Annotated in this window: 21 protein-coding genes; 11 read left to right on the forward strand and 10 right to left on the reverse strand. The window is 72.2% G+C overall.

Going from position 1 to position 21,934, the window contains the following annotated elements; all coding sequences use genetic code 11:
• Positions 1–7: 7 nt before the first annotated feature.
• Together paaK and paaI are read right to left on the reverse strand one after the other, a co-directional pair.
• The gene (gene paaK / locus ACUY4T_RS07620; protein ID WP_446018420.1) at positions 8–1,270 is read right to left on the reverse strand and encodes a phenylacetate--CoA ligase PaaK; all 1,263 of its coding nucleotides are present in this window, start codon (positions 1,268–1,270) and stop codon (positions 8–10) included.
• A 109-nt stretch (positions 1,271–1,379) separates the two neighbouring features.
• A complete protein-coding gene (gene paaI / locus ACUY4T_RS07625; protein WP_446018421.1) occupies positions 1,380–1,757 on the reverse strand; it encodes a hydroxyphenylacetyl-CoA thioesterase PaaI in 378 nt (125 codons plus the stop codon).
• Positions 1,758–1,997: 240 nt separating this feature from the next.
• On the opposite strand from paaI, the gene paaA reads away from it, so the two are divergent.
• The 7 genes from paaA (at position 1,998) to ACUY4T_RS07660 (ending at position 9,486) form a co-directional block, all read left to right on the forward strand.
• Complete coding sequence (gene paaA, locus ACUY4T_RS07630) at positions 1,998–2,984, forward strand: 1,2-phenylacetyl-CoA epoxidase subunit PaaA (protein ID WP_446018323.1); 987 nt, start codon at positions 1,998–2,000, stop codon at positions 2,982–2,984.
• A gap of 56 nt (positions 2,985–3,040) precedes the next feature.
• Positions 3,041–3,346 carry a 1,2-phenylacetyl-CoA epoxidase subunit PaaB gene (gene paaB / locus ACUY4T_RS07635; protein WP_067948099.1) on the forward strand — a complete coding sequence of 102 codons (306 nt, stop codon included), beginning with the start codon at positions 3,041–3,043 and terminating at the stop codon, positions 3,344–3,346.
• On the forward strand, positions 3,343–4,215 hold the full coding sequence (gene paaC, locus ACUY4T_RS07640) for a 1,2-phenylacetyl-CoA epoxidase subunit PaaC (protein ID WP_446018324.1): 873 nt from the start codon (positions 3,343–3,345) through the stop codon (positions 4,213–4,215). Before paaB ends, paaC begins: the two co-directional genes overlap by 4 nt.
• A 62-nt stretch (positions 4,216–4,277) precedes the next feature.
• Entirely contained in the window at positions 4,278–4,775 is a 498-nt protein-coding gene (paaD, locus tag ACUY4T_RS07645; RefSeq protein ID WP_446018422.1) for a 1,2-phenylacetyl-CoA epoxidase subunit PaaD, read from the forward strand.
• A complete protein-coding gene (gene paaE, locus ACUY4T_RS07650) occupies positions 4,775–5,986 on the forward strand; it encodes a 1,2-phenylacetyl-CoA epoxidase subunit PaaE (protein WP_446018325.1) in 1,212 nt (403 codons plus the stop codon). The genes paaD and paaE overlap by 1 nt, the downstream gene beginning before the upstream one ends.
• A gap of 20 nt (positions 5,987–6,006) precedes the next feature.
• On the forward strand, positions 6,007–6,780 hold the full coding sequence (locus tag ACUY4T_RS07655) for an enoyl-CoA hydratase/isomerase family protein (RefSeq protein WP_446018326.1): 774 nt from the start codon (positions 6,007–6,009) through the stop codon (positions 6,778–6,780).
• A 99-nt stretch (positions 6,781–6,879) separates the two neighbouring features.
• On the forward strand, positions 6,880–9,486 hold the full coding sequence (locus ACUY4T_RS07660; RefSeq protein WP_446018327.1) for a N,N-dimethylformamidase beta subunit family domain-containing protein: 2,607 nt from the start codon (positions 6,880–6,882) through the stop codon (positions 9,484–9,486).
• Positions 9,487–9,517: 31 nt separating this feature from the next.
• Here ACUY4T_RS07660 and mnhG read toward each other — a convergent pair whose 3' ends face one another.
• Genes mnhG through ACUY4T_RS07690 form a run of 6 tightly spaced genes read right to left on the reverse strand, consistent with a single transcriptional unit; the run spans position 9,518 to position 15,806 of the window.
• Entirely contained in the window at positions 9,518–9,874 is a 357-nt protein-coding gene (gene mnhG, locus ACUY4T_RS07665; RefSeq protein WP_446018328.1) for a monovalent cation/H(+) antiporter subunit G, read from the reverse strand.
• Positions 9,871–10,143: an MrpF/PhaF family protein gene (locus ACUY4T_RS07670; protein ID WP_446018329.1), complete on the reverse strand. Its 273-nt coding sequence runs from the start codon at positions 10,141–10,143 to the stop codon at positions 9,871–9,873. The genes mnhG and ACUY4T_RS07670 overlap by 4 nt, the downstream gene beginning before the upstream one ends.
• Positions 10,140–10,760 carry a Na+/H+ antiporter subunit E gene (locus ACUY4T_RS07675; protein WP_446018330.1) on the reverse strand — a complete coding sequence of 207 codons (621 nt, stop codon included), beginning with the start codon at positions 10,758–10,760 and terminating at the stop codon, positions 10,140–10,142. Before ACUY4T_RS07675 ends, ACUY4T_RS07670 begins: the two co-directional genes overlap by 4 nt.
• On the reverse strand, positions 10,757–12,346 hold the full coding sequence (locus ACUY4T_RS07680; RefSeq protein ID WP_446018423.1) for a Na+/H+ antiporter subunit D: 1,590 nt from the start codon (positions 12,344–12,346) through the stop codon (positions 10,757–10,759). The genes ACUY4T_RS07675 and ACUY4T_RS07680 overlap by 4 nt, the downstream gene beginning before the upstream one ends.
• A 20-nt stretch (positions 12,347–12,366) precedes the next feature.
• Positions 12,367–12,819: a sodium:proton antiporter gene (locus ACUY4T_RS07685; RefSeq protein WP_446018331.1), complete on the reverse strand. Its 453-nt coding sequence runs from the start codon at positions 12,817–12,819 to the stop codon at positions 12,367–12,369.
• Positions 12,816–15,806 carry a Na+/H+ antiporter subunit A gene (locus ACUY4T_RS07690; protein WP_446018332.1) on the reverse strand — a complete coding sequence of 997 codons (2,991 nt, stop codon included), beginning with the start codon at positions 15,804–15,806 and terminating at the stop codon, positions 12,816–12,818. Before ACUY4T_RS07690 ends, ACUY4T_RS07685 begins: the two co-directional genes overlap by 4 nt.
• Positions 15,807–15,898: 92 nt before the next feature.
• Between ACUY4T_RS07690 and ACUY4T_RS07695 the strand changes: the two genes are divergently transcribed.
• A complete protein-coding gene (locus ACUY4T_RS07695) occupies positions 15,899–16,747 on the forward strand; it encodes a sulfurtransferase (RefSeq protein ID WP_446018333.1) in 849 nt (282 codons plus the stop codon).
• A 7-nt stretch (positions 16,748–16,754) separates the two neighbouring features.
• Here ACUY4T_RS07695 and ACUY4T_RS07700 read toward each other — a convergent pair whose 3' ends face one another.
• Positions 16,755–17,570, reverse strand: coding sequence for a class I SAM-dependent methyltransferase (locus ACUY4T_RS07700; protein ID WP_446018334.1), 816 nt, complete (start codon positions 17,568–17,570; stop codon positions 16,755–16,757).
• A 112-nt stretch (positions 17,571–17,682) separates the two neighbouring features.
• Between ACUY4T_RS07700 and ACUY4T_RS07705 the strand changes: the two genes are divergently transcribed.
• The 3 genes from ACUY4T_RS07705 (at position 17,683) to ACUY4T_RS07715 (ending at position 21,155) form a co-directional block, all read left to right on the forward strand.
• Positions 17,683–18,657 (forward strand): FKBP-type peptidyl-prolyl cis-trans isomerase, encoded by a 975-nt coding sequence (locus tag ACUY4T_RS07705; protein WP_446018335.1) that lies wholly within the window; start codon positions 17,683–17,685, stop codon positions 18,655–18,657.
• Between the two features lie 176 nt (positions 18,658–18,833).
• Positions 18,834–19,250: a transferase gene (locus ACUY4T_RS07710; RefSeq protein WP_446018336.1), complete on the forward strand. Its 417-nt coding sequence runs from the start codon at positions 18,834–18,836 to the stop codon at positions 19,248–19,250.
• Positions 19,251–19,418: 168 nt separating this feature from the next.
• Complete coding sequence (locus tag ACUY4T_RS07715; RefSeq protein ID WP_446018337.1) at positions 19,419–21,155, forward strand: alpha-glucosidase; 1,737 nt, start codon at positions 19,419–19,421, stop codon at positions 21,153–21,155.
• 21 nt (positions 21,156–21,176) lie between these two features.
• Here ACUY4T_RS07715 and ACUY4T_RS07720 read toward each other — a convergent pair whose 3' ends face one another.
• Positions 21,177–21,779, reverse strand: coding sequence for a TetR/AcrR family transcriptional regulator (locus tag ACUY4T_RS07720; RefSeq protein ID WP_446018424.1), 603 nt, complete (start codon positions 21,777–21,779; stop codon positions 21,177–21,179).
• Positions 21,780–21,934 lie beyond the last annotated feature (155 nt).

Consider the following 21,934-nt stretch of genomic DNA (forward strand, 5'->3'; position numbering starts at 1 on the left):
TCTCGCATCAGCGGGGTTCGCGCAGGTCGTAGACGCGCTTGTACTTGCCCTCGCTGCGGGGGAGCGTGCCCGGCTCCTCCAGTCGGACCGTCACCGACGACCCGACGAACTCCTTGATGCGGCCGGCGAGCACGACGGTGGCCGCCTGGCACACGTCGACCTCGAGGTCGGGGTGCCGCTCGATGCGCACGGTCAGGTCGTCCATGTGGCCGGTGCGGGTGAGCTCGAGGATGAAGTGCGGGGTCAGGTGCTCGATGCCGAGCACGAGCTCCTCGATCTGCGTGGGGAAGAGGTTCACCCCGCGCAGGATGATCATGTCGTCGTTGCGGCCGGTGATCTTCTCCATCCGTCGCATCCCGGGGCGCGCGGTGCCGGGCAGGAGCCGGGTGAGGTCGCGCGTGCGGTAGCGGATGACCGGGAAGGCCTCCTTCGTCAGCGACGTGAAGACGAGCTCGCCCTGCTCGCCGTCGGGCAACTGCTCGCCGGTCTCCCCGTCGATGACCTCGGGCAGGAAGTGGTCCTCCCAGAGGTGCGGGCCGTCCTTGGTCTCGATGCACTCGTTGCCGACGCCCGGGCCCATGACCTCGCTCAGGCCGTAGATGTCGACGGCGTCGATGGCCATCCGCTCCTCGATCCGGCGGCGCATCTCGTTCGTCCACGGCTCGGCGCCGAGGATCGCGGTCTTCAGCGACGTCGAGCGAGGGTCGATGCCGGCCTCCTCCATCGCGTCGGCGATCGTGAGCAGGTAGCTGGGGGTGCACATGATCGCGTCGGGCTCGAAGTCGCGGATGAGCTGCACCTGGCGCGCGGTCTGTCCGCCCGACATCGGGATGACGGTGGCCCCGAGCTTCTCGATGCCGGCGTGCGCGCCGAGCCCGCCCGTGAACAGGCCGTAGCCGTACGCGTTGTGCACCTTCATGCCGGGGCGGACGCCGGAGGCGCGCAGGCAGCGGGCGACGAGCGTCGCCCAGCGGTCGAGGTCGCCGTGCGTGTAGCCGACCACGGTCGGGCGACCGGTGGTGCCGGACGAGGCGTGGATGCGGGCCACCTGGTCCATCGGCACGGCGAACATCCCGAACGGGTAGGTCTCGCGCAGGTCGGCCTTGGTCGTGAACGGCAGCTTCGCGACATCCGCGAGCGCACGGATGTCGTCGGGGTGCACGCCGTGCTCGTCGAACTTGCGCGTGTACAGCGGAACGTTCTCGTAGGCGTGGCGCACGGTCCACTGCAGCCGCTCGAGCTGGAGGGCCTCGATCTCGGTGCGCGACATGCGCTCCTCGGGATCGAGCTCCTCGGCGGCGGCGGGCGCGAGGCCCGAGACGGTCGGGCGGGTCTGGTGGTGCGGAAGGGTCGTCGTCGACACGGTGGCTCCCGGTGGATCAGATGGTGCGGTTGGTGGTGATGGATCGTCCGCGGAACTCGGCGACGACGTCGCCCTGCTCGTCGACGACCGTCACGTCGTAGAGGCCGGTGCGGCCGCTGCGGGCGCGGCGCACGGCGGTCGCCGTGAGCGTCTGCCCGGCGACCGTGGACTTGAGGAAGGTGATGTCGGCGCCCGCGGCCACGGTGACCTGATGGTCCTCGTTGCAGGCGATCGCGAAGGCCGTGTCGGCCAGCGTGAAGACGAGTCCGCCGTGGGTGATGGCGAAGCCGTTGGTCATGTCCTCGCGCACGCGCATCGAGACGACGGCGTGCCCCGGGTCGTCGTGCTCGACGACCATGCCGAGCATGGCCGAGGCGAGGTCGCGCTGCATCATCTCGCGGTTGAGGCGATCGGATGCCGCGGCATCCGTCGCCGCGTCGGCGGGCCCGCCCGCGTCGTGGCGTCCGGTCGCGACCTCCGTCATGCGCTGCTCCTCGTCGAGTGCGGTGGGGTGACGCCGCCGACCGTGTTGCCGCGGCGCGTGACCCGAGCCTATACTAACTGAACGATCGGTTGGTAATGTCGGATGCCACGGCACCCGCCGCCGCCGGTCCCGAGAGCATTGGAGTCGACGATGACCGCACCCGCCGAACTGAGCGTGGCCAGCATCGATGAGCACCGCGACGAGGCGGCGCAGGCCCGCTTCGACGACCTCATCGCGCAGGACTCGCGCATCGAGCCGCGCGACTGGATGCCCGACGCGTACCGCAAGACGCTGATCCGGCAGATCAGCCAGCACGCGCACTCCGAGATCATCGGCATGCAGCCCGAGTCGAACTGGATCTCCCGGGCGCCCAGCCTCAAGCGCAAGGCGATCCTCATGGCCAAGGTGCAGGACGAGGCCGGCCACGGGCTCTACCTCTACTCGGCGGCCCAGACGCTCGGCATCGGGCGCGAGGAGATGATGCAGCAGCTCATCGAGGGCCGGGCCAGGTACTCCTCGATCTTCAACTACACGACCCCGACCTGGGCCGACATGGGCGCCATCGGATGGCTCGTCGACGGCGCCGCGATCTGCAACCAGGTGCCGCTCTGCCGCGCCTCCTACGGTCCCTACGGGCGCGCCATGGTGCGCATCTGCAAGGAGGAGTCGTTCCACCAGCGCCAGGGCTTCGAGATCCTGCTCGAGCTGATGCAGGGCACCGAGGCGCAGCGACGGATGGCGCAGGACGCCGTCGACCGCTGGTACTGGCCGAGCCTCATGATGTTCGGCCCGCCCGACGACCAGTCGCCCAACTCGGCGCAGTCGATGGCGTGGAACATCAAGCGCTTCTCGAACGACGACCTGCGCCAGCGCTTCGTCGGCATGCTCGTCCCGCAGGCCGAGGCGCTCGGCGTGACCCTGCCCGACCCGAACCTGAAGTGGAACGACGAGACGCAGTCGTACGACATGAGCGAGATCGACTGGACCGAGTTCCACGAGGTCCTCGCCGGCCGCGGGCCCGCCAACGCCGAGCGCCTGCGCCGCCGCCGCGAGGCCCACGAGGAGGGCGCCTGGGTGCGCGAGGCCGCGGCCGAGTACGCCCGCAAGCAGGCCGCGAAGGCGGCGACCGCCGCCTGAGGCGGCACCACGAGACCCGCGATCCGCGACGGAGCGGACCGAGACGAGGAGACGAGATGAGCACCCCCGGCGAGACCGGCACCGAGGCCTGGCCCCTGTGGGAGGTCTTCGTGCGCGCCAACCGCGGCCTGAGCCACGTGCACGTCGGGTCGCTGCACGCGCCCGACGCCGACATGGCCGTGCGCAACGCCCGCGACCTGTACACGCGCCGCAACGAGGGCGTGTCGATCTGGGTCGTGCCCGCCGACGCGGTCACGACCAGCGACCCCGACGCGAAGGGCGCGTTCTTCGAGAGCCCGGCCGGCAAGAACTACCGGCACGCGGTGTACTACACGAAGTCCGAAGGGGTGAAGCACCTGTGAGCGACGCCGAGACGCCCGGCGCCGGCGCCGTCGACCCGCACGGCGACGTCACCGTCGACCGCGTCGCGCTCGCCGAGGAGCTCGCCGGCGCCGCGGCCTCGGCCGGCCACGCGGCATCCGCCGACGTCGCCGAGTACGCGCTGCGCCTCGGCGACGACGCCCTCGTGCTCAGCCAGCGCCTCGGCGACTGGATCAGCCGTGCGCCCGAGCTCGAGGAGGACGTCGCGCTCGGCAACATCGCGCTCGACCTGCTCGGCCACGCCCGCTCGCTGCTGCACTACGCCGGCACGCGCGACGGCCGCAGCGAGGACGACCTCGCCTACTTCCGCGACGAGCCCGAGTTCCGCAACGCCTGGCTGTTCGAGCAGCCGAACGGCGACTTCGCGCACACCATCGCGCGCCAGCTGTTCACGGCGACCTACCTCGTCGAGCTCTACCGGCACCTCGAGCACTCCTCCGACGCCACGCTCGCGGCCATCGCCGCGAAGAGTGCGAAGGAGGTCGACTACCACCGCGACCACGCCGTGCAGTGGACCCTGCGCCTCGCGGGCGGCACCGACGAGTCGCGCCGCCGCATGATCCGCGCGGTCGAGCAGACCTGGCCCTACGTCGACGAGCTGTTCCGCGACGACGAGCTCGTCTCGCGGCTCGCCGAGCAGGGCGTCGCACCGCTGCCGTCGTCGCTGCGGCCGGCGTTCGACGCCGTGATCGACCAGGTCTTCGCCGAGGCCGAGCTCGCCCGACCCGAGGGCCGGCTGGCGTTCGTCGCCTCCGGCGGCGGCCGCGACGGCCGGCACACCGAGCACCTCGGCCCCATGCTCGCCGAGATGCAGGTGCTCGCGCGCGCCCACCCGGGAGCGTCGTGGTGACCGCCGAGGTCCGTCCCGGCGCGACGGGCGAGGCCGAGGCCGCGGCATCGGTCGCCCGGCCCGTGCCCGATGACCCCGCCGCGCGCGCCGCCTGGGACGTCGCCGCGACGGTGACCGACCCCGAGGTGCCCGTGCTCACCATCGAGGACCTCGGCGTGCTGCGCTCGGTCGCCGTCGACGACGACGGCGTGCACGTCGAGCTCACGCCCACGTACAGCGGCTGCCCCGCCATGGACGCGATGCGCGACGACGTCGTGCTCGCGCTCACCCACGCCGGCTACGACCACGTCGACGTGCGGATGGTGCTCTCGCCCGCCTGGACCACCGACTGGATGAGCGAGTCCGGCAAGGAGAAGCTGCGCCGCTACGGCATCCAAGCGCCCTCCGGACACGCGCCGGTCCGGGACGGCGGGCCGATCCGCCTGCAGATGGCGGTGAAGTGCCCGCGCTGCGACTCGCTCAACACCCGAGAACTCGCCCGCTTCGGCTCGACGTCGTGCAAGGCGCTCTACGAGTGCCGCGACTGCCTCGAGCCCTTCGACTACTTCAAGGTGCTCTGATGGCCGCGATCAACCTGGGCTCCACGGGAGCCCCGACCACCCCTGCCGGCTCGCTCGGCACCGATGCCGCGATCGCCGACGCGTTCCTCGCCAGCGCGGTCGGCGGCGACACCGCGCCGAAGCGCCGTCGCGCGCGCTTCCACTCGCTCGAGGTCGCCGAGGTGCGCCCGCTGACCGACGACTCGGTCGAGGTCACCTTCGCGGTGCCCGACGAGCTCGCCGACGACTACGCGTACCTGCCCGGCCAGTACGTCGCGCTGCGGCGCGACTTCGACGGGCACGAGCTGCGCCGGTCGTACTCGATCTGCCGGCCGCCGGTGCGCGGCAGCGTCTCGGTCGCGATCAAGCGCGACCTCGGCGGTCGGTTCTCGACGTGGGCGAACTCCGAGCTCGCGGCGGGAGACCGCATCGACGTGATGAGCCCGCAGGGCACCTTCACCTCGGGCCTCGACTCGCTCGACGGCAAGCACGTCGTCGGCATCGCCGCGGGGTCGGGCATCACCCCCCTCATGGCGCTCGCCCACACCGTGCTCGCCCGGTCCGACGACGCGCGGTTCACGCTCGTCTACACGAACCGGTCCACGCGCGACGTCATGTTCCTCGAGGAGCTCGCCGAGCTGAAGGACCGTTACCCCGCCCGGCTCGCGCTGCACCACGTGCTCTCGCGCGAGCAGCGCACCGCGCCGCTCCTCTCGGGCCGCATCGACGCCGAGAAGCTCGAGCGCATGCTCGACGCGCTCATCCCGCCGGCGACGGTCGACGAGTGGTTCCTGTGCGGGCCGTTCGAGCTGGTGCAGCTCGCGCGCGACACGCTCGAGGCCCGGGGCGTGCCATCCGGCCGGGTGCGCTACGAGCTGTTCACGACCGACGCCGACCGCGCGACCGAACCCCGGCACGGCCGGCCGGTCACGGTCGAGCGAGGGGAGCCGACGGTCGCGATCGAGTTCACGCTCGACGGCAACTCGACGAGCGTCGAGAGCCCGAAGAGCGCGAACGAGTCGATCCTGAACGCGGCGCTGCGCGTGCGGCCCGACGTGCCGTTCGCGTGCGCGGGCGGCGTCTGCGGCACCTGCCGCGCGCGCGTCGTCGAGGGCAGCGTGAACATGACCGAGAACTACGCGCTCGAGCCCGACGAGCTCGAGCGCGGCTACGTGCTCACCTGCCAGTCGCACGCGACGTCGGACCGCGTCGTCGTCGACTACGACGTGTGACCCCACGAGGAGAGGGACGGATGATCGAGCTCGAGATCCACGACGGCGTGGCCGAGATCACGCTGAACGCGCCCGCCAGGATGAACGCGCTGGGGGAGGCCGCGATCGGGGACCTCTCCGACGCGTACGAGCAGGCCGAGTTCGCGGGCGTCCGCGCGCTGGTGCTGCGCGGCGAGGGCCGCGCGTTCTGCGCCGGCCGCGACATCGCCGGCGTCGACCCGCGCGACGACGACGTGCACGGCTATCTCGGCGGGCTCGTCGAGCCGCTCCTGAAGCGGATGTCGCGCTTCCCCGCGCCGACCTTCGCGGTCGCCCACGGCGCCTGCCTCGGCGTGGGCCTCGGCCTGCTCATCGCGAGCGACATCGTCTACGTCGCCGACACCGCGAAGATCGGCTCGCCGTTCAAGAACCTCGGCGCGACGCTCGACTCGGGCGGGCACGCGCTGTTCTACGAGCGGCTCGGCGCCCACCGCGCGATGGACCTGATCGTCACCGGGCGGCTGATGACGGGGGCCGAGGCGGTCGCCGCCGGCCTGTTCTCGCAGGTCATGCCCGCCGACGAGGTGACGGATGCCACGCGCCGGGCGGCCCGCGAGGCGGCATCCGGCCCGACCCGGGCCTTCGTCGCGTCGAAGCGGCTCATCGCCGACCTGCGCGACCACCGCCACGGGCTCTGGACCTCGATGTCGGACGAGAACCGGGCGCAGGCCGCGCTGTGCGACACCGACGACTACCGGGAGGGCTTCGCCGCGTTCCAGGAGAAGCGCGCGCCGCAGTTCACCGGTCGCGGCTGAGCGGGTCCCACCCCGTTCTGGGGGCAGACCGCCCCGCGGCCCGCCCGTACGATCGCGGGGACTGGCAACCCTACCTGCCACCCGAACCGGAGTACCGCTGTGAGATCCATCCTCGCCCTCGTGACCGCCGCCCTCACCGCAGCCGCGACGCTGACGGTCGGATCGCCGAGCCCGGTCGCCGCGCAGCCGGCGGTCTCCGCCGGCGCGGTGCGCGCCGCCGTCGCGCCGCCCGTGAACGAGGTCGTGCTCGAGAACCGCCTCGGCGGGCACTCGTCGTGGCGCATCCCGTGGGCGGGCTACTCGCTCGCCACCGACACCGACCTGGCCGTGAAGGCCTATGCCACGAAGGTGAGCATCGACAACGGCGAGGTCGCCGACTTCCGCGTGCACGTGTCGTCGCCGGGGAGCGTGCGCTACGACGTCTACCGGCTCGGCTGGTACCAGGGCCTCGGCGGACGCCGCATCACGGGCGGCACGTTCAACGGTATCCGCCAGCCCGCGTGCACGACCGCGATGCCGAACGGCACCGTCTCGTGCGACTGGTCCACGTCGCTCTCGGTCCAGACCACCGAGAGCTGGACCAGCGGCGTCTACGCGGTGGTCTTCACGCGCGGCACCAAGCAGACGTACGCGACGATCGTGGTGCGCGACGACGACCGCACGGGCGCCCTCGTCCACCTGTCGCCGTCGTTCACGTACCAGGCGTACAACAACTTCCCGAACAACGGGTCGACCGGCAAGAGCCTGTACTCGCACAACTCCTACGGCGCGACCACGGTCAACGGCACCACGGCCGCCGTCAAGGTGAGCTTCGACCGCCCCTACGCCAACGCGGGCGCGGCGCTGATCATGGCCGAGGAGGCGCCGATGATCCGCTACGCCGAGTCGCGCGGCCTCGACATGACGTACGCGACCAACCTCGACCTGCACCGCGACGCCGGGCTGCTCGCCGGACAGGAGGGCATGGTCTCGATCGGCCACGACGAGTACTGGACGAAGCAGATGTTCACGGCGGCCGAGACCGCGCGCGACGCCGGCACCGACCTCGCCTACCTCGGCGGCAACAACATGTACTGGCAGGTCCGCATCGAGGACGCGCCCTCCGGAGCGAACGACCGGGTCGTGGTCAGCTACAAGAACGCCGCCCTCGACCCCGTGAAGGACGACACCCGCACCATCCTGTTCCGGTCGCTGCCGAGGCCGGAGCAGCCGGTGATCGGCCAGATGTGGCCCACCGGCGACGGCACGGGGCTCGTGGGGCCGTACGCGTCGTGGGTGGTGAAGAACTCGGCGCACTGGCTGTACCGCGGGACGGGGCTGCGCGACGGGTCGAAGATCCCGAACCTGATCGGCGTCGAGGCCGACCGCCGGCACCCGGAGGTCGCGGGCCCGGTGGTCAAGAGCGGAACGCAGCTGTCCGTCCTCGCGCAGTCGCCGTTCACCGCGCGAAACGGCCTGACCGGCCTCCACGAGTCCACGCTCTACCAGGCGCCGTCCGACGCGTACGTCTTCAGCGCCGGGACGCTCAACTACACGATGGGCCTCATGGGCGAGGGCATCACGCCGCAGCAGAGCGTGCGGTCCATGTCGACCAACCTGTTCACCCGCATGGGCGGCGGCCGGCTGGACGCGACGAGCGAGCGGGCCGCGGGCAGCGACCGCTACCTGACCGCCGTCGCCCTGTCGCAGCGGGGCTTCCCGGACTCCGGCGTCCCGGTGGCGTACCTCGCCGCGGGCGGCAACTTCCCGGACGCGCTCGCCGCCGGACCCGCGACACGGGGCGAGGGCCCGGTGCTGCTCGTGCCCGGTTCGACCATCACCGCGGAGACGCTCGCCGAGCTGCAGCGGCTGAAGCCCGCGAAGCTGGTGATCGCGGGCAGCAGCGCGGTGGTCTCCGACTCGGTACTCCAGCAGGCGTCGGCCGCCGCGGGCGTGACCGCGGTGCGCGATGCCGGGTCCGACCGCTACGCGACGGCCGCGGCGGTCTCGCGCCGCGCGTTCCCGACCCCCGGCGTCCCCGTCGCCTACGTGGCCGTGGGCGACAGCTTCCCCGACGCGCTGTCTGCGGGGACCGCTGCGGCGCAGCTGGGCGGGCCGGTCCTGCTCACCGCGAAGTCGTCGCTGCCCGCGGCGACCGCGGCCGAGCTCGACCGACTCGACCCGAAGCGGATCGTCGTGGTCGGCAGCGCGGGCGTCGTCTCCGAGTCGGTGCGATCGAAGCTGTCGGCCTACGCGCCGCAGGTGGTGCGCATCGCCGGCCCGGACCGCTACGAGACCGCCATGGCCGTCGCCCGCGACCTCGTCGAGGCGGGCGCGGTGGACACGGTGGGCCTGGCCACCGGGCTGAACTTCCCCGACGCGCTCGCCCTGGGGCCGGTGGTCGCCTCCTCGGGCGGCGTGCTCGTGCTCGTGGGCTCGACGTTGACGCCCGCCGTCGCGGAGGAACTCGTGCGGTCCGATCCCCGCCGGGTGCTCGTGGCGGGCTCGGCCGCGGTCGTCTCCGACAGCCTCGTCGGCGCGGTCGAGGCGCTCTACGACCCGGTCTCCGACGCCGTCGCGCCCGTGACCATGCAGGCCGTGCCCGACGACCCGAAGGTGCCGAACACTGGCCCGCGCGACGAGTTCGCGCCCCGCGACCAGAAGCGCGAGCTGCCCTGGCTGCAGCGGCCCGACTCCGAGTGGAGGTACGACCCCAAGGCGGGCTGAGCGTACGGAACCGGTCGGTTCGCTCGGAGGATCAGGGGTCGCGCTGCTGCGCGTTCGCGTCGATGTCGCGGCCGAGGTCGTCCTCGATGAGGAGGTCGCGCCGGATGTGGTCGCTGCGGTAGGCCGCGCGCCCGAGCATGTGCGCAGCCATGGGCTGGGTGAGCAGCTGGAACGTCATGATCAGCACGGCCGTCGAGACCACGCCCCAAGCCGGTACGCGGAGCACGACGGCGAGCAGGATGACGGCGAGGCCGAGCACCTGCGGCTTGGTGCCGGCATGCAGCCGATTCGGCACGTCGGGAAATCGCAGGATGCCGATCCCGGCCGCCATCGAGAGGAACGCGCTCAGCAGCACCAGGCCGCCCACCCCGAGCTCGAACGCCGTCATGATGCATCCTGCTTCGACGCGAAGCGGGCGATGGCGATCGAGCCGAAGACGGCGAACATCGCCAGCACGAGCAGCACCACGAGCGTGTCGGTGTGGCGGTTGATCGCCATCTCGGCCGCGAGGCCGCACATCGCGATCGCGAGCAGCACGTCGGTCGCGAGCGCGCGGTCGAGGATCGAGGGGCCGCGGATGATCCGGACGATCGCGGCGACGGCGCCGACGCCGAACATCACGCCTGCGGCGATCCCGATGAGGGTGAGGGGGGTCATGCCGTTCCTCCGTTCACGCCCGCGCGCCGGCGGCGGCGCGCCTCCCGGACCAGTCGGGCCTGCTCGCGGGAGCCGATCGCGAGGACGATCCGCTCTTCGGTGTCGAGCACCTTCCGTCGCGCGCGTTCGACGTCCTGCGGCGTCCGGGGGCCGAGCACGTGCAGGTACAGCAGGCCCCGTTCGCGATCGATGTCGAGCACGAGCGTGCCGGGCACGACGGTCACCGCCTCGGCGGTCAGCGTCGTGATGAGATCCGACCGGGTCAGCAGCTGGACGTCGATGATCGCGTTCACCGGACGCCACGTCGGCCAGATCGCCTTGAACGCCACCTCGATCGACGCCACGACGACGTCGAACATCATGCGGAATCCGAGCACGAGCGCGCGCCAGGGGTCGAACCGTCCCCCGAGCAGCACCGGCGGCAGGTAGAGCGCGCGGGTCACGGCGATCGCGAGGATCACGCCCGTGGCGACGGTGAGCACGTCGACGTGATCCCACAGGAGGACCCACAGCACCACCAGGAAGAGGAGCAGCGGCGCCTGCCGCCACACGGCCTCCCAGCGGGAGAACTCGTCGGGCTCGCGCGGCCGGCGGTCGCCGGCGGCATCCGTCGTCATCCGACACCTCCCGGGAAGACCAGCGACACGTACACGCTCGCGTCGCGGAGGTTCTCCGCCGCGCGCCCCGCCAGGTCGTACAGGGGGCCGGCGAACACCGTGAGCGAGACCGTCAGCGCGACCAGCGCGGTGGTGGCCGCGATCATCAGCGTGGGCGTCGTCCGCGTCTCCACCAGCGTCGCTCCGGCCGGGGCCTCCTGCATCGAGTCGATCATCGCCGAGCGGTAGCCCTCGACGTCGCCGGTCGGGCGCCAGAAGGCGAGGTTCCAGAAGCGCGCGAGCGCGTACAGGGTCACGAGCGAGGTCGCGGCGCCGACGGCGACGACGACCCAGATGAGCCACGGGGGACCGCTCATCGACGAGCCGAGCGTCTGCGACGCCGCGGTCCCGTTCGCGGAGTCGGCGCCGGCGACGAACAACCCCACCTTGCCGAGGAATCCGGAGAACGGCGGGATGCCGCCGAGGTTCAGCGCCGGCACGAAGAACAGCACCGCGAGCAGGGGCGAGGCGTTGCGCAGGCCGCCGAGCCGGGTGATCGAGGTGGCGCCGCCGAAGCGCTCGATGAGCCCGGTGGTCAGGAAGAGCGTCGTCTGCACCGTGATGTGGTGCACGACGTAGTAGATCGTCGCCGCGAGGCCCGCGATGCTCGCGAGCCCGATGCCGAAGATCATGTAGCCGATGTGGCTGACCAGCGTGAACGAGAGCAGTCGCTTGATGTCGGCCTGGGTCAGCGCGCCGAGGATCCCGACCGCCATCGTGAGGCCGCCGACCACGAGGAAGAGGGTCGACACGTCGCTCTCGGGGAAGATCACCGTCTCGGTGCGGATGACGGCGTACACGCCGACCTTCGTGAGCAGGCCCGCGAAGACCGCGGTGACCGGCGCGGGGGCCGTCGGGTACGAGTCGGGCAGCCAGAACGACAGCGGGAACACGGCCGCCTTGATGCCGAACGCGATGAGCAGCAGCAGGTGCAGCATGAGCTGCACGTCCTGCGGGAGCTCCGCGAGGCGCAGCGAGAGCTGCGCGATGTTGGCCGTCCCCGTCGCGCCGTAGATGAGCGCGATGGCGCTGAGGAAGAACAGCGACGACATCAGGCTCACGATGATGTACGTGATCCCGGCGCGGATCCGCTCGCCCGTGCCGCCGAGCGTCAGCAGCACGTAGCTCGCCGAGAGCAGGATCTCGAACCCGACGTAGAGGTTGAAGAGGTCGCCGGCGACGAACGCGTTGAACACGCCCGCGGAGAGGATCAGGTACGTCGGGTGGAAGATCGACACCGGCGTCTCGCGGTGCTGGTCGGCGATGCCCTGCCCCACGGCGTACACGAGGACGCCGAGCAGCATCAGCGCCGAGATGATGATCATGATCGCCGACAGCCGGTCGACCACCAGGACGATGCCGAACGGGGCGGGCCACGCCCCCACCTCGACGGCGATGCCCGAACCGGACGCGTCGACCTGGGCGAGCAGGACCACCGCGATCGTGGCGACCGCGGCGAGGACGCTCGTCGAGATCGCCATCTGCGCGCGCAGGTGACGGCCCAGGATCAGCGCGGCCGCTGCGCCGAGCATCGGCAGCAGCACCATCAGCGGGACGAGGGCGTCGGTCACCGGCGGGCCTCCTCGTCGCTCGCGTCGAGCACGTCCTGCACGGCGCGGTCGTCCTCCGCCGTGCTGCGGATGAGGTCCGCCGTCTCCTCGGCGTCCTCCTCCGTGTCCTCCTCGTCGCCGATGATGTCGCCCTCGTCGCCGAGCTGCGCCAGCCACCAGGTGCGGTAGACGAGCGCCAGCATGAAGGCCGTGAGCCCCAGGTTGATCACGATCGCGGTCAGCACGAAGGCCTGCGGCAGGGGATCGGAGATCGCCGCCGCGTCCACCCCCTCCGACAGGATCGGCGCGAGCCCGGGCGCTCCGGCCATCGAGAACATGAAGAGGTTGACCCCGTTGCCGACGAGCAGGAAGCCGATGAGCACGCGGGTGAGGCTGCGCTCGAGCATGACCGTCACGCCGGAGCCGAACAGCACGGCCGCGACGATCACGAGCGCCAGGGTCGGGGTCATGCCCGGCTCCTCTCCGGTGGGGGGAGGCTCGCCGGGCCGCCCTGCAGGGAGGGGTCCGCGGGGTCCGGGGGCACGGCGTCCTCGCCCGCCTCGTCGATCTGCCGGTCGATCTCGGCGCCGAGGGTGCGGAGGATGTCGAGCACGAGGCCCACGACGATCAGGTAGACGCCGATGTCGAACAGCGTCGACGTGCCGATCGACAGCACGCCCAGCACGGGCACCTCGGCCTCGAACCACGTCGACTCGAAGACGGTCGCGCCGAACAGCAGCGGCATGGCGGCGGTGCCCGCCGCAAGCAGGAGGCCCGCACCGAGCAGGCGCCCGGGGTCGACCGGCAGCGCCTCGCCGAGCTCGTACCGACCGCCGGCCAGGTAGCGCGCGACGAGCGCGAGGCCCGCGACGAGCCCGCCCGCGAACCCGCCGCCCGGTCCGTTGTGGCCGACGAACAGCAGGTAGACCGACACCACGATGGCGGGGTGGAAGAGGAGGCGGATGAGCACCTCGAGCAGGATGGACCGGTTGCGCGGCGAGATCGTGCGCCCCGCGAGCAGCCACGTCTGCCGGGTGGCCGCGGCGGCGGCCGCGGCATCCGTCTCCTCCGGGACCTCGGCGAGGCGCCGCCGGGGGGCCCGGATGGCGTCGGCGGGCTCCGGCAGCGGCCGCAGCCGGTCGCGCGGCGCCGCATCGTCGAGCCGCGGCGCACCGCCGGTGCGTCCGGACACGAAGATCAGGCTCGCGACGCCCGTGGCCACCGCGACGAGCACCGAGACCTCGCCCAGCGTGTCCCAGGCGCGGATGTCGACGAGCAGCGCGTTCACGACGTTCTTCGCGTGCGCCTCGATCGCGAGCGGCGGGAGGCCCTCCGCGATGGTGGCCTCCTGCCGGGAGGACAGGGCCACGATGCCCGCGACGCCCATGACCAGCCCTGCGAGCGTGCCGATCACGGCGCGCACCGGCGCGCTCACGCTCGACCGGCGGCTCTGGATGTTGCGGGGCAGGCGACGCAGCACGAGGACGAACACGACGATCGTGATCGCCTCGACGAGGCCCTGCGTGAGCGCGAGGTCCGGGGCGCCGCCGGTGCCGAACAGCACGACGAGCCCGAACCCGGTCGCGCCCGCGAGCAGCGCCGCCGCGAGCCGCTGCCGGATCAGGACGACCGCGAGCGCGGCGAGCACGATCACCAGGCCGACGACGGGCTGGGCGGGCTCGTCGGCGAAGCGCACCTCGGTCGGCCAGGTGTCGTTCACCAGTGCGGCGCCGCCGATCCCGAGCACGAAGACGCTCGCGGTCACGGCGAGGTAGCCGGGCAGGCCGCCCGACTGGATGAAGGTGGTCAGCCGCGCCGCGAAGCGGTCGACCCCGCGCACGATCCGGAGGTAGCCCCGGCCGGCCTCGAAGGTGTCGGGCACCGTCGCCTGCGCGCGCGCGACGGCGACGCGCTGCCACACCAGCACCGCGCCGAGCGCGTACACCCCGAGCGAGACCAGCAGCGCCGGCTCCAGGCCGTGCCAGAGCGCGAGGTGGTACTCGTCGGGGCCGGGGAGGCCGACGGACGCCGCCGCGATCAGCGGGTCGACCCAGGCGATCGCGAGGGCGGTCGCGAGCGACGCCACGGCGAGCAGGCCGGGCGCGGCGGCCATGAGCGGCGACTCCTCGTGCAGGGGCGGCTCGGGCACCCCGGGCTTCCGGCCGAACGCGCCCATGACGAACCGCGCGCTGTAGGCCACGGTGAGCACCGAGCCGAGGAATGCGGCGACCAGTCCGGTCCACGCCCACGCATCGCCCTCCGCGATGGCCTCGAGCTGCGCGTGGAACACCGTCTCCTTCGCCACGAACCCGAGCAGCGGCGGCAGGCCGGCCATCGACGCGGCGGCGGTGATCGCGATGGCGGCGACCCAGGGCATGCGTCGCCCGAGCCCGGACAGCTCGCGCACGTCGCGCGTGCCGGCCGCGTGGTCGACGATGCCGACCGTGAGGAACAGCGTCGCCTTGAACAGCGCGTGGGCGAGCAGCAGCGCGCCCGCGGCGAGCTGGCCGTCGCGCGTGCCGATCGACGCGACGAGCACGAGAAAGCCGAGCTGGCTCACGGTGCCGTAGGCGAGCAGCAGCTTCAGGTCGGTCTGCCGCAGCGCGCGCCATCCGCCCACCAGCATCGTGAACGCACCCAGGCCGACGAGCAGCGGATGCCACACCTCGAGCTCCGCATAGCCCGGGGCGAGTCGCATCACGAGGTACACGCCCGCCTTCACCATCGCCGCGGCGTGCAGGTACGCCGACACCGGGGTGGGCGCGGCCATCGCCGCCGGCAGCCAGAAGTGGAACGGTACGAGCGCGCTCTTCGACACCGCGCCGAGGAGCACGAGCGCGATCGCGACCTCGCCCTCGACGCCGGTGACGGGGCTCGCGACGAGCTCGGAGATCGAGGTGGTGCCGCCCGCGACCGAGAGGATCACCAGCCCCACGAGCATCGCGAGCCCGCCGAAGGTGGTGACGGTGAGCGCCTGCAGGGCGGCGCCGCGGCTCTCGCGCCGCCCGGACTCGTGCCCGATCAGCAGGTACGACAGCACGCTCGTCAGCTCCCAGAACGTGAAGAGCACGTAGACGTCGTCGGCGGTGACGAGGCCGAGCATGACGCCCGCGAACGCGAGCAGCAGCGCCGCGAATCGGCCGAGCCGCGGCTCGTCGTCGCGGAAGTACCAGGTGCAGTAGAGCAGCACGAGCGCTCCGACGCCCGTGACGATGAGCGCGAGCAGCAGCGCGAGGGGATCGAGCCGGAAGGACAGCTCGATGTCGAGCGCCGGGATCCACGGGAGGCGTTCGGTGACGACGCTGCCCCCGGACGCCGTCGGCACCTGCAGCAGCAGCCAGGCGAACACGCCCGTCGGCACGAGCGCGATGACCGGGAAGACGCGACGGCCGAGGCCCCTCGCGGCGAACGGGGTGACGACGGCCACGAGCCCGAACAGCACGAGGGAGAGGATCATCCGCCCTCCCCGTCTCGCGCCGGCCGTGGCGTCGATTCTATCGGGGCGCCTGAGCGGATGCCGGGAGCGGCCCGGCCTGCGAGGATGGCGGCATGGACGTGCTCATCGACGCCGGCGAGCTCGCCGCCCGCCTCGACGATCCGCGGACGGTCGTGCTCGACGTGCGGTGGACCCTCGCCGAGCCCGACGGACGGGACGCATACCGCGAGGGGCATGTCCCGGGTGCGGTCTACGTCGACCTCGACACCGAACTCGCCGACCACGACGCGGTCGGGGAGGGGCGCCATCCGCTGCCGTCTGAGGAGGCGTTCACGGCGGCCATGCGCCGCTGGGGGCTCCGCGACGGCGATCTCGCGGTCGTGGTCGACGACGCGGGCGGGATGTCGGCGGCGCGCGCCTGGTGGCTGCTCCGGCATGCCGGGTGGGCCGACGTGCGGCTGCTCGACGGGGGACTCGGCGCGTGGCGGGATGCCGGGCTGCCGCTCGAGTCCGGCGACGTGGTGCGGGAGCCCGGCGACGCCACGGCCCGGTTCGGCGCGATGCCCGTGGTCGACCTCGACGAGGCCGACGCGCTCGCCTCAGCGGAGTCCGGCGTGCTCCTCGACGCGCGGGCCGCCGAGCGGTACCGCGGCGAGGTCGAGCCGATCGACCCGCGCGCAGGGCACATCCCCGGCGCCGTGTCGTCGCCGACCGCCGGGAACCTCGCCGCCGACGGCCGGTTCCGTCACGCCGACGAGCTCCGCGAACGATTCGCCTCGGTCGGCGCCGACAGGCGGCATCCGGTCGCGGTCTACTGCGGGTCGGGCGTGAACGCCGCGCACGCGGTCGCCGCGCTCGGGATCGCGGGCATCGAGGCGGCGCTCTACCCGGGCTCGTACAGCCAGTGGTCGAGGCGCCCGGAGCGACCCGTCGCGACCGGGCCCGAGCCCGGCGGCGACTGAGCGCGCGTCACTCCTCCGGCCGGTGGCCGACCCCGACGAACGTGGTCAGGTCGACGGTCGACCCGCCCTGCGCCAGTCCCGCGGTGAGGCGCTCGCGAACCCCCTCGCGCTCGTCGTCGTCGAGCTCCCTGAGGAACGCGCGGAAGCCGGTGCCGGCGACCAGCCGCCACGCGAGCTCCGGATCGAGCTCGAGGTGGCGCGGGACGACCTGCGCGCGCACGTCGACGAGGCCCCGCTCGGTGAGCCAGTGCGCGAAGCTGCCGGCCGTCTCGGCCCCGACGATCGTGGCCCGCCGGCTGTCGTCGACGCTCGGCACCCGGTCGTCGTCCGGCAGCGCCGCCGCGAGCAGTTCGGCGATCCGGTCGAACGCGCCCGCGCCCCAGACCGTGATGGCCGCCCTCCCGCCGGGTCGCACGCACTCGACGAGGTGGCGGGTGCCGGCCGCCGGGTCGTCGAAGAACAGGATGCCGAGGACGCACTGCACCAGGTCGTAGCCGGTGTACGGCCAGGTGGTCGCGTCGGCGACGTGCGGCCGGAGCTGCGGCATCCGCTCGCCCGCCCGCTCGCGCATGAGGTCGACGAGCGGTTCGGCGAGGTCGACCGCGTCGACCACCCCGCCCGTGCCGACGAGCTCGGCCGTGGGCAGCGCCGACGCTCCGGCACCGGCGCACGCGTCGAGCACGCGCTCGCCGAAGCGCGGCTGCGACCGCAGCACGGTCGCCCGTGAGATGGGGTTCCACACGATCTCGTCGAGATCGGCGAAGGCCTCCCAGCCGCCCTCGAACGATGCGATGAAATCGGGCTCCGACCTGACATCCCCCATGCAGGCATTCTCGCCGTCACCAGCGGATTCGGGAAGACTCAGCCAATCGATACCTCGGGCGTGCAGACTGGAGCCTGCATTTCGCACCCGAATCGAATCGAGAACTCCCGTCATGAACCGTGCCCTGCGCCGCGGCGCGCCCATCGCGCTCGCCTCAGTGACCGCCCTCCTCCTCGCCGGCTGCGCGGGCGACCCCGCCGAACCCGAGCCCACCGCGAGCGAGGAGGCCGCTGCCTGCCTCGAGGTCGAGTCGGGCGAGCAGAGCGACGCGATCGAGGTCGAGGGCGACTTCGGCGCCGCGACGACCGCGACGTTCGACACCCCCCTCGAGAGCGACGAGCTCCAGCGCACGATCGACATCGAGGGCGACGGCGACGTGACGGCCTCGGGCGACGAGGTCTCGGTCGTCGTGACCGCGTTCAAGGGCTCCACGGGCGACCAGGTCTTCTCGCAGCCCACCTCGCTCACGATCGGCGACGGCTCGCTCTACGAGGGCTTCCTCGCGGGCGTCGACTGCGTGCCGCTCGGATCGCGCGTCGTGACCGTCGCCCCGGCGGCGTCGGTCTACGGCGACCAGGGCAACGAGTCCATCGGCGTCGAGCCCGGCGAGACCCTCGTGATCGTGACCGACGTGCAGGAGATCGTCGAGGCCGAGGACCTCCCCTCGCCGAGCGAGTGGACCGAGAACGTGCCGGAGGTCGAGTTCGGCGAGGACGGCACCCCCACGGTGACCATCCCCGACACCGAGCCGCCGGCCGACTACCAGCTGAAGGTGCTCGAGGAGGGCGACGGCGACACCGTCGCAGCCGGCGACACCGTGTCGCTCCACTACCAGGGCCTCAACTGGGAGACCAAGGAGATCTTCGACCAGAGCTTCGGCAACCCTGACCCGGCCCGCTTCGGCACGGGCGACGTCATCCCCGGCTTCGGCGGCGCACTGGTCGGCCAGAAGGTCGGCTCGAAGCTGATCGTGACCATCCCGCCGGCGCTCGGCTACGGCGAGGGCGAGTCGTCCAACGGCCTCGGCGGCCAGACGCTCGTCTTCGTCGTCGAGATCGTCGACACCGAGGGGGCGGACTCCGAGTAGCATCGGCCGTCTCCCGTCCGCCGCCCGGCGCGCGGGTGCTCGCAGCCGAGGCACAGCGATATCCCCGCGGGTATTCAGGGACGCGTCCCAGACTTGGGAATGCCCCGGTCAGGGCGAATGTTGTACCTGTATCCGGGACCGACCCGACTGACCCGGTCCCGGCGATTGGAGGACACGTGGGCATCAGCTACGTCGAGTTCGAGGACGAAGCCGGCATCCTGCGTCGCTACCGCAAGCACGTCAACGGCCGGGGCCTCGTCGCCACGACCGCCAAGGTCGATCCGACGGCGTTCGTCGACCCGACCGCCTATGTCGACCCCGGCGCGCAGGTGCAGCGCGGGGCCGTCGTCTCGCACGGCGCCTGGATCGAGCAGGACGCCATCGTCGCCGAGAAGGCGACCGTCGGCGTGAACGCGCACGTCGGGCGGGGCGCCGTGGTCGGCCGCTTCGCCGTGGTCGGCCCGTACGCCGCGATCGGCGCCGGCGCGCGGGTGCAGAACGGCGCCCGGGTGCCGCGCGAGGCGCACGTCGCCGAGGGCGCCGAGCACCGAGCGTCGGGCGACGACCTGCGCCGGCTCGGCCTCGCGGCCTGAGCCGCGGCCGCGCCGCCGTCCCGCGCGGCGCCCCGGCGCCATCCGTCGGGTTGCCGCTTTCGCCGGGAACGCGGGGCGAGTACCCGGCGCAATCGGCAATCCGATGGCAGGTCGGCGCCGCGGGGGCAACGGGATGACGTTCGCGGTCCCTGCTGGAAGGATCGAGGCATGGGGAACGAGATCGCACCCGACTGGTGGAAGTCGGCCGTCGTGTACCAGGTGTACCCGCGCAGCTTCCAGGACTCCGACGGCGACGGCGTCGGCGACCTCCGCGGCATCCTGAACCGCCTCGACCACCTCGAACGCCTCGGTGTCGACGTGGTGTGGCTGTCGCCGATCTACCGGTCGCCGCACGCCGACAACGGCTACGACATCAGCGACTACCAGGACATCGACCCGGCCTTCGGCACCCTGGCCGACTTCGACGAGCTGCTCGCGGCGATGCACTCGCGCGGCATCCGGCTCGTCATGGACCTGGTCGTGAACCACACCTCCGACGAGCACGCCTGGTTCGTCGAGTCGCGTTCGAGCCGCGACAACCCCAAGCGCGACTGGTACTGGTGGCGCCCGCCGCGCGAGGGGACGCACGGCGGCGACCCGGGCGCCGAGCCGACCAACTGGGAGTCGTTCTTCTCGGGCCCGACCTGGGAGTGGGACGAGGCGACGGGCGAGTACTACCTGCACCTGTTCGACGTGAAGCAGCCCGACCTCAACTGGGAGAACCCCGAGGTGCGGCACGCGGTGTACGGGATGATGCGGTGGTGGCTCGACCGCGGCGTCGACGGGTTCCGCATGGACGTCATCAACCTCATCTCGAAGCATCCGTCGCTGCCCGACGGGCCCGTGCGCGGTGGGCGGCGGTACGGCGACGGGGGCGCCGCGTACACGAACGGCCCGCGGTTGCACGAGTTCCTGCAGGAGATGCACCGCGAGGTGTTCGACGGCCGCGAGGGGCTCATCACCGTCGGTGAGACGCCCGGCGTCACGCTCGACGAGGCGATCCTGTTCACCGACCCGGCACGCCGCGAGGTCGACATGGTCTTCCAGTTCGAGCACGTCGGCCTCGACCACGGCGTCAGCAAGTTCCGGCCGCGGCCGCTCGAGCCCGGGGAGCTCGCCGCGTCGCTCGTCAAGTGGCAGGAGGGCCTGCACGACGTGGGCTGGAACAGCCTCTACCTCGAGAACCACGACCAGCCCCGCTCGGTCAGCCGGTTCGGGGATGCCGACGAGCACTGGTACGCGTCGGCCACGGCACTCGCGACGATGCTGCACCTCATGCGCGGCACGCCGTACGTGTACCAGGGCCAGGAGCTCGGGATGACGAACGCGCCGTTCTCGGTGATCGACGACTACCGCGACGTCGAGTCCCTGAACGCCTACGCGGAGGCGATCGGCTCCGGCACCGCCGTCGCCGACGCGCTGTACGGCCTGAGCCTGATGAGCCGCGACCACGCTCGCACGCCGGTGCAGTGGGACGCGTCGCCGAACGCCGGGTTCACCACCGGCGAGCCGTGGCTCGCGGTGAACCCGAACCACGACCGCATCAACGCGGCGGCCCAGGTCGGCGATCCCGGTTCGGTCTTCGAGTACTACCGGCAGCTGATCGCGATGCGGCACGACCGGCCGGTCGTCGCGCACGGCTCGTTCGAACGGGCGGATGCCGGCCACCCCGCGATCCTCGCCTACGAGCGTGTCCACGGTGCCGAGCGGATGCTGGTCGTGGTGAACCTCTCCTCGGTGGCGCACGAGCCGGTGTTCCGCCGGGAGCTCCTCGCGCGTTGGAGCCGGGAGCCCGGTGAGGCGGGCGACGTCCCGATCCTCACGAACACGTTGCCCGACGCGCCCGCGCCGCTCGGCGCGCCGCTGGCGCCGTGGGAGGCGCGGGTCTACGCCGACGGAGCCTGATCGCGCCGGCCGTGACGGTCGCTACGCGACGGTCCGAAGCGGCTCGAGGGCGGCCAGGATGAGGTCGAGGCCGAAGTCGAACTCGTCCGCCGGGTCGTACCCGGCGGCGAGGAGCGCCGCGGCGGATTCATTGAGGAACGGGAACTCGTCGGGGGGCAGCTGCGGCAGGTAGACGCCCTCGGTCATCTCCGCGAGTTCGGCGGCGCTGTCGAACGGCAGGCCGGCCTCCTGCAGGGCGAACCCGTACACGTAGCTGTCGAGCAGCCAGTTGGCGTGCGTCGCCATCACGACCGAGAAGCCGGCTCGCCGCAGGCAGGCCGTGACCGCTTCGTGGTGGCGCAGGTTCGCCGGCCCCGGTGAGGTCCGCGACTCCATCAGGCCGACCGCCCACGGATGGCGCGCGAGGACCTGCCTGGCGGAGACCGCCCGGCTCCGGATGGCCGTCTGCCAGTCGGTGTCGTCGGGCGGGAGTTCGATCTCCTGGAACACGACGTCGATCATCGCGTCGAGGAGTTCCTCCTTGTTCGCGACGTAGTGGTAGAGCGACATCGCACCGGCGCCGAGCGCGCCGGCGAGCCGGCGCATGCTGAGCCCGGCGACCCCTTCGCGGTCGGCGAGCCGCATCGCCTCGTCGACCACCCGCTGCGTGCTGAGGCCGACGTCCGGTCCGACTCGGCGTTCTTCGTTGGGTGTCACGGGTCTCCCTCGCTCCTCGGACGGCTTGACAATCGTACAGTGTACGTCGCATAGTACGGTGTACGACGACGACGTACGGTGTA

The organism is Agromyces arachidis (genome assembly GCF_052805135.1).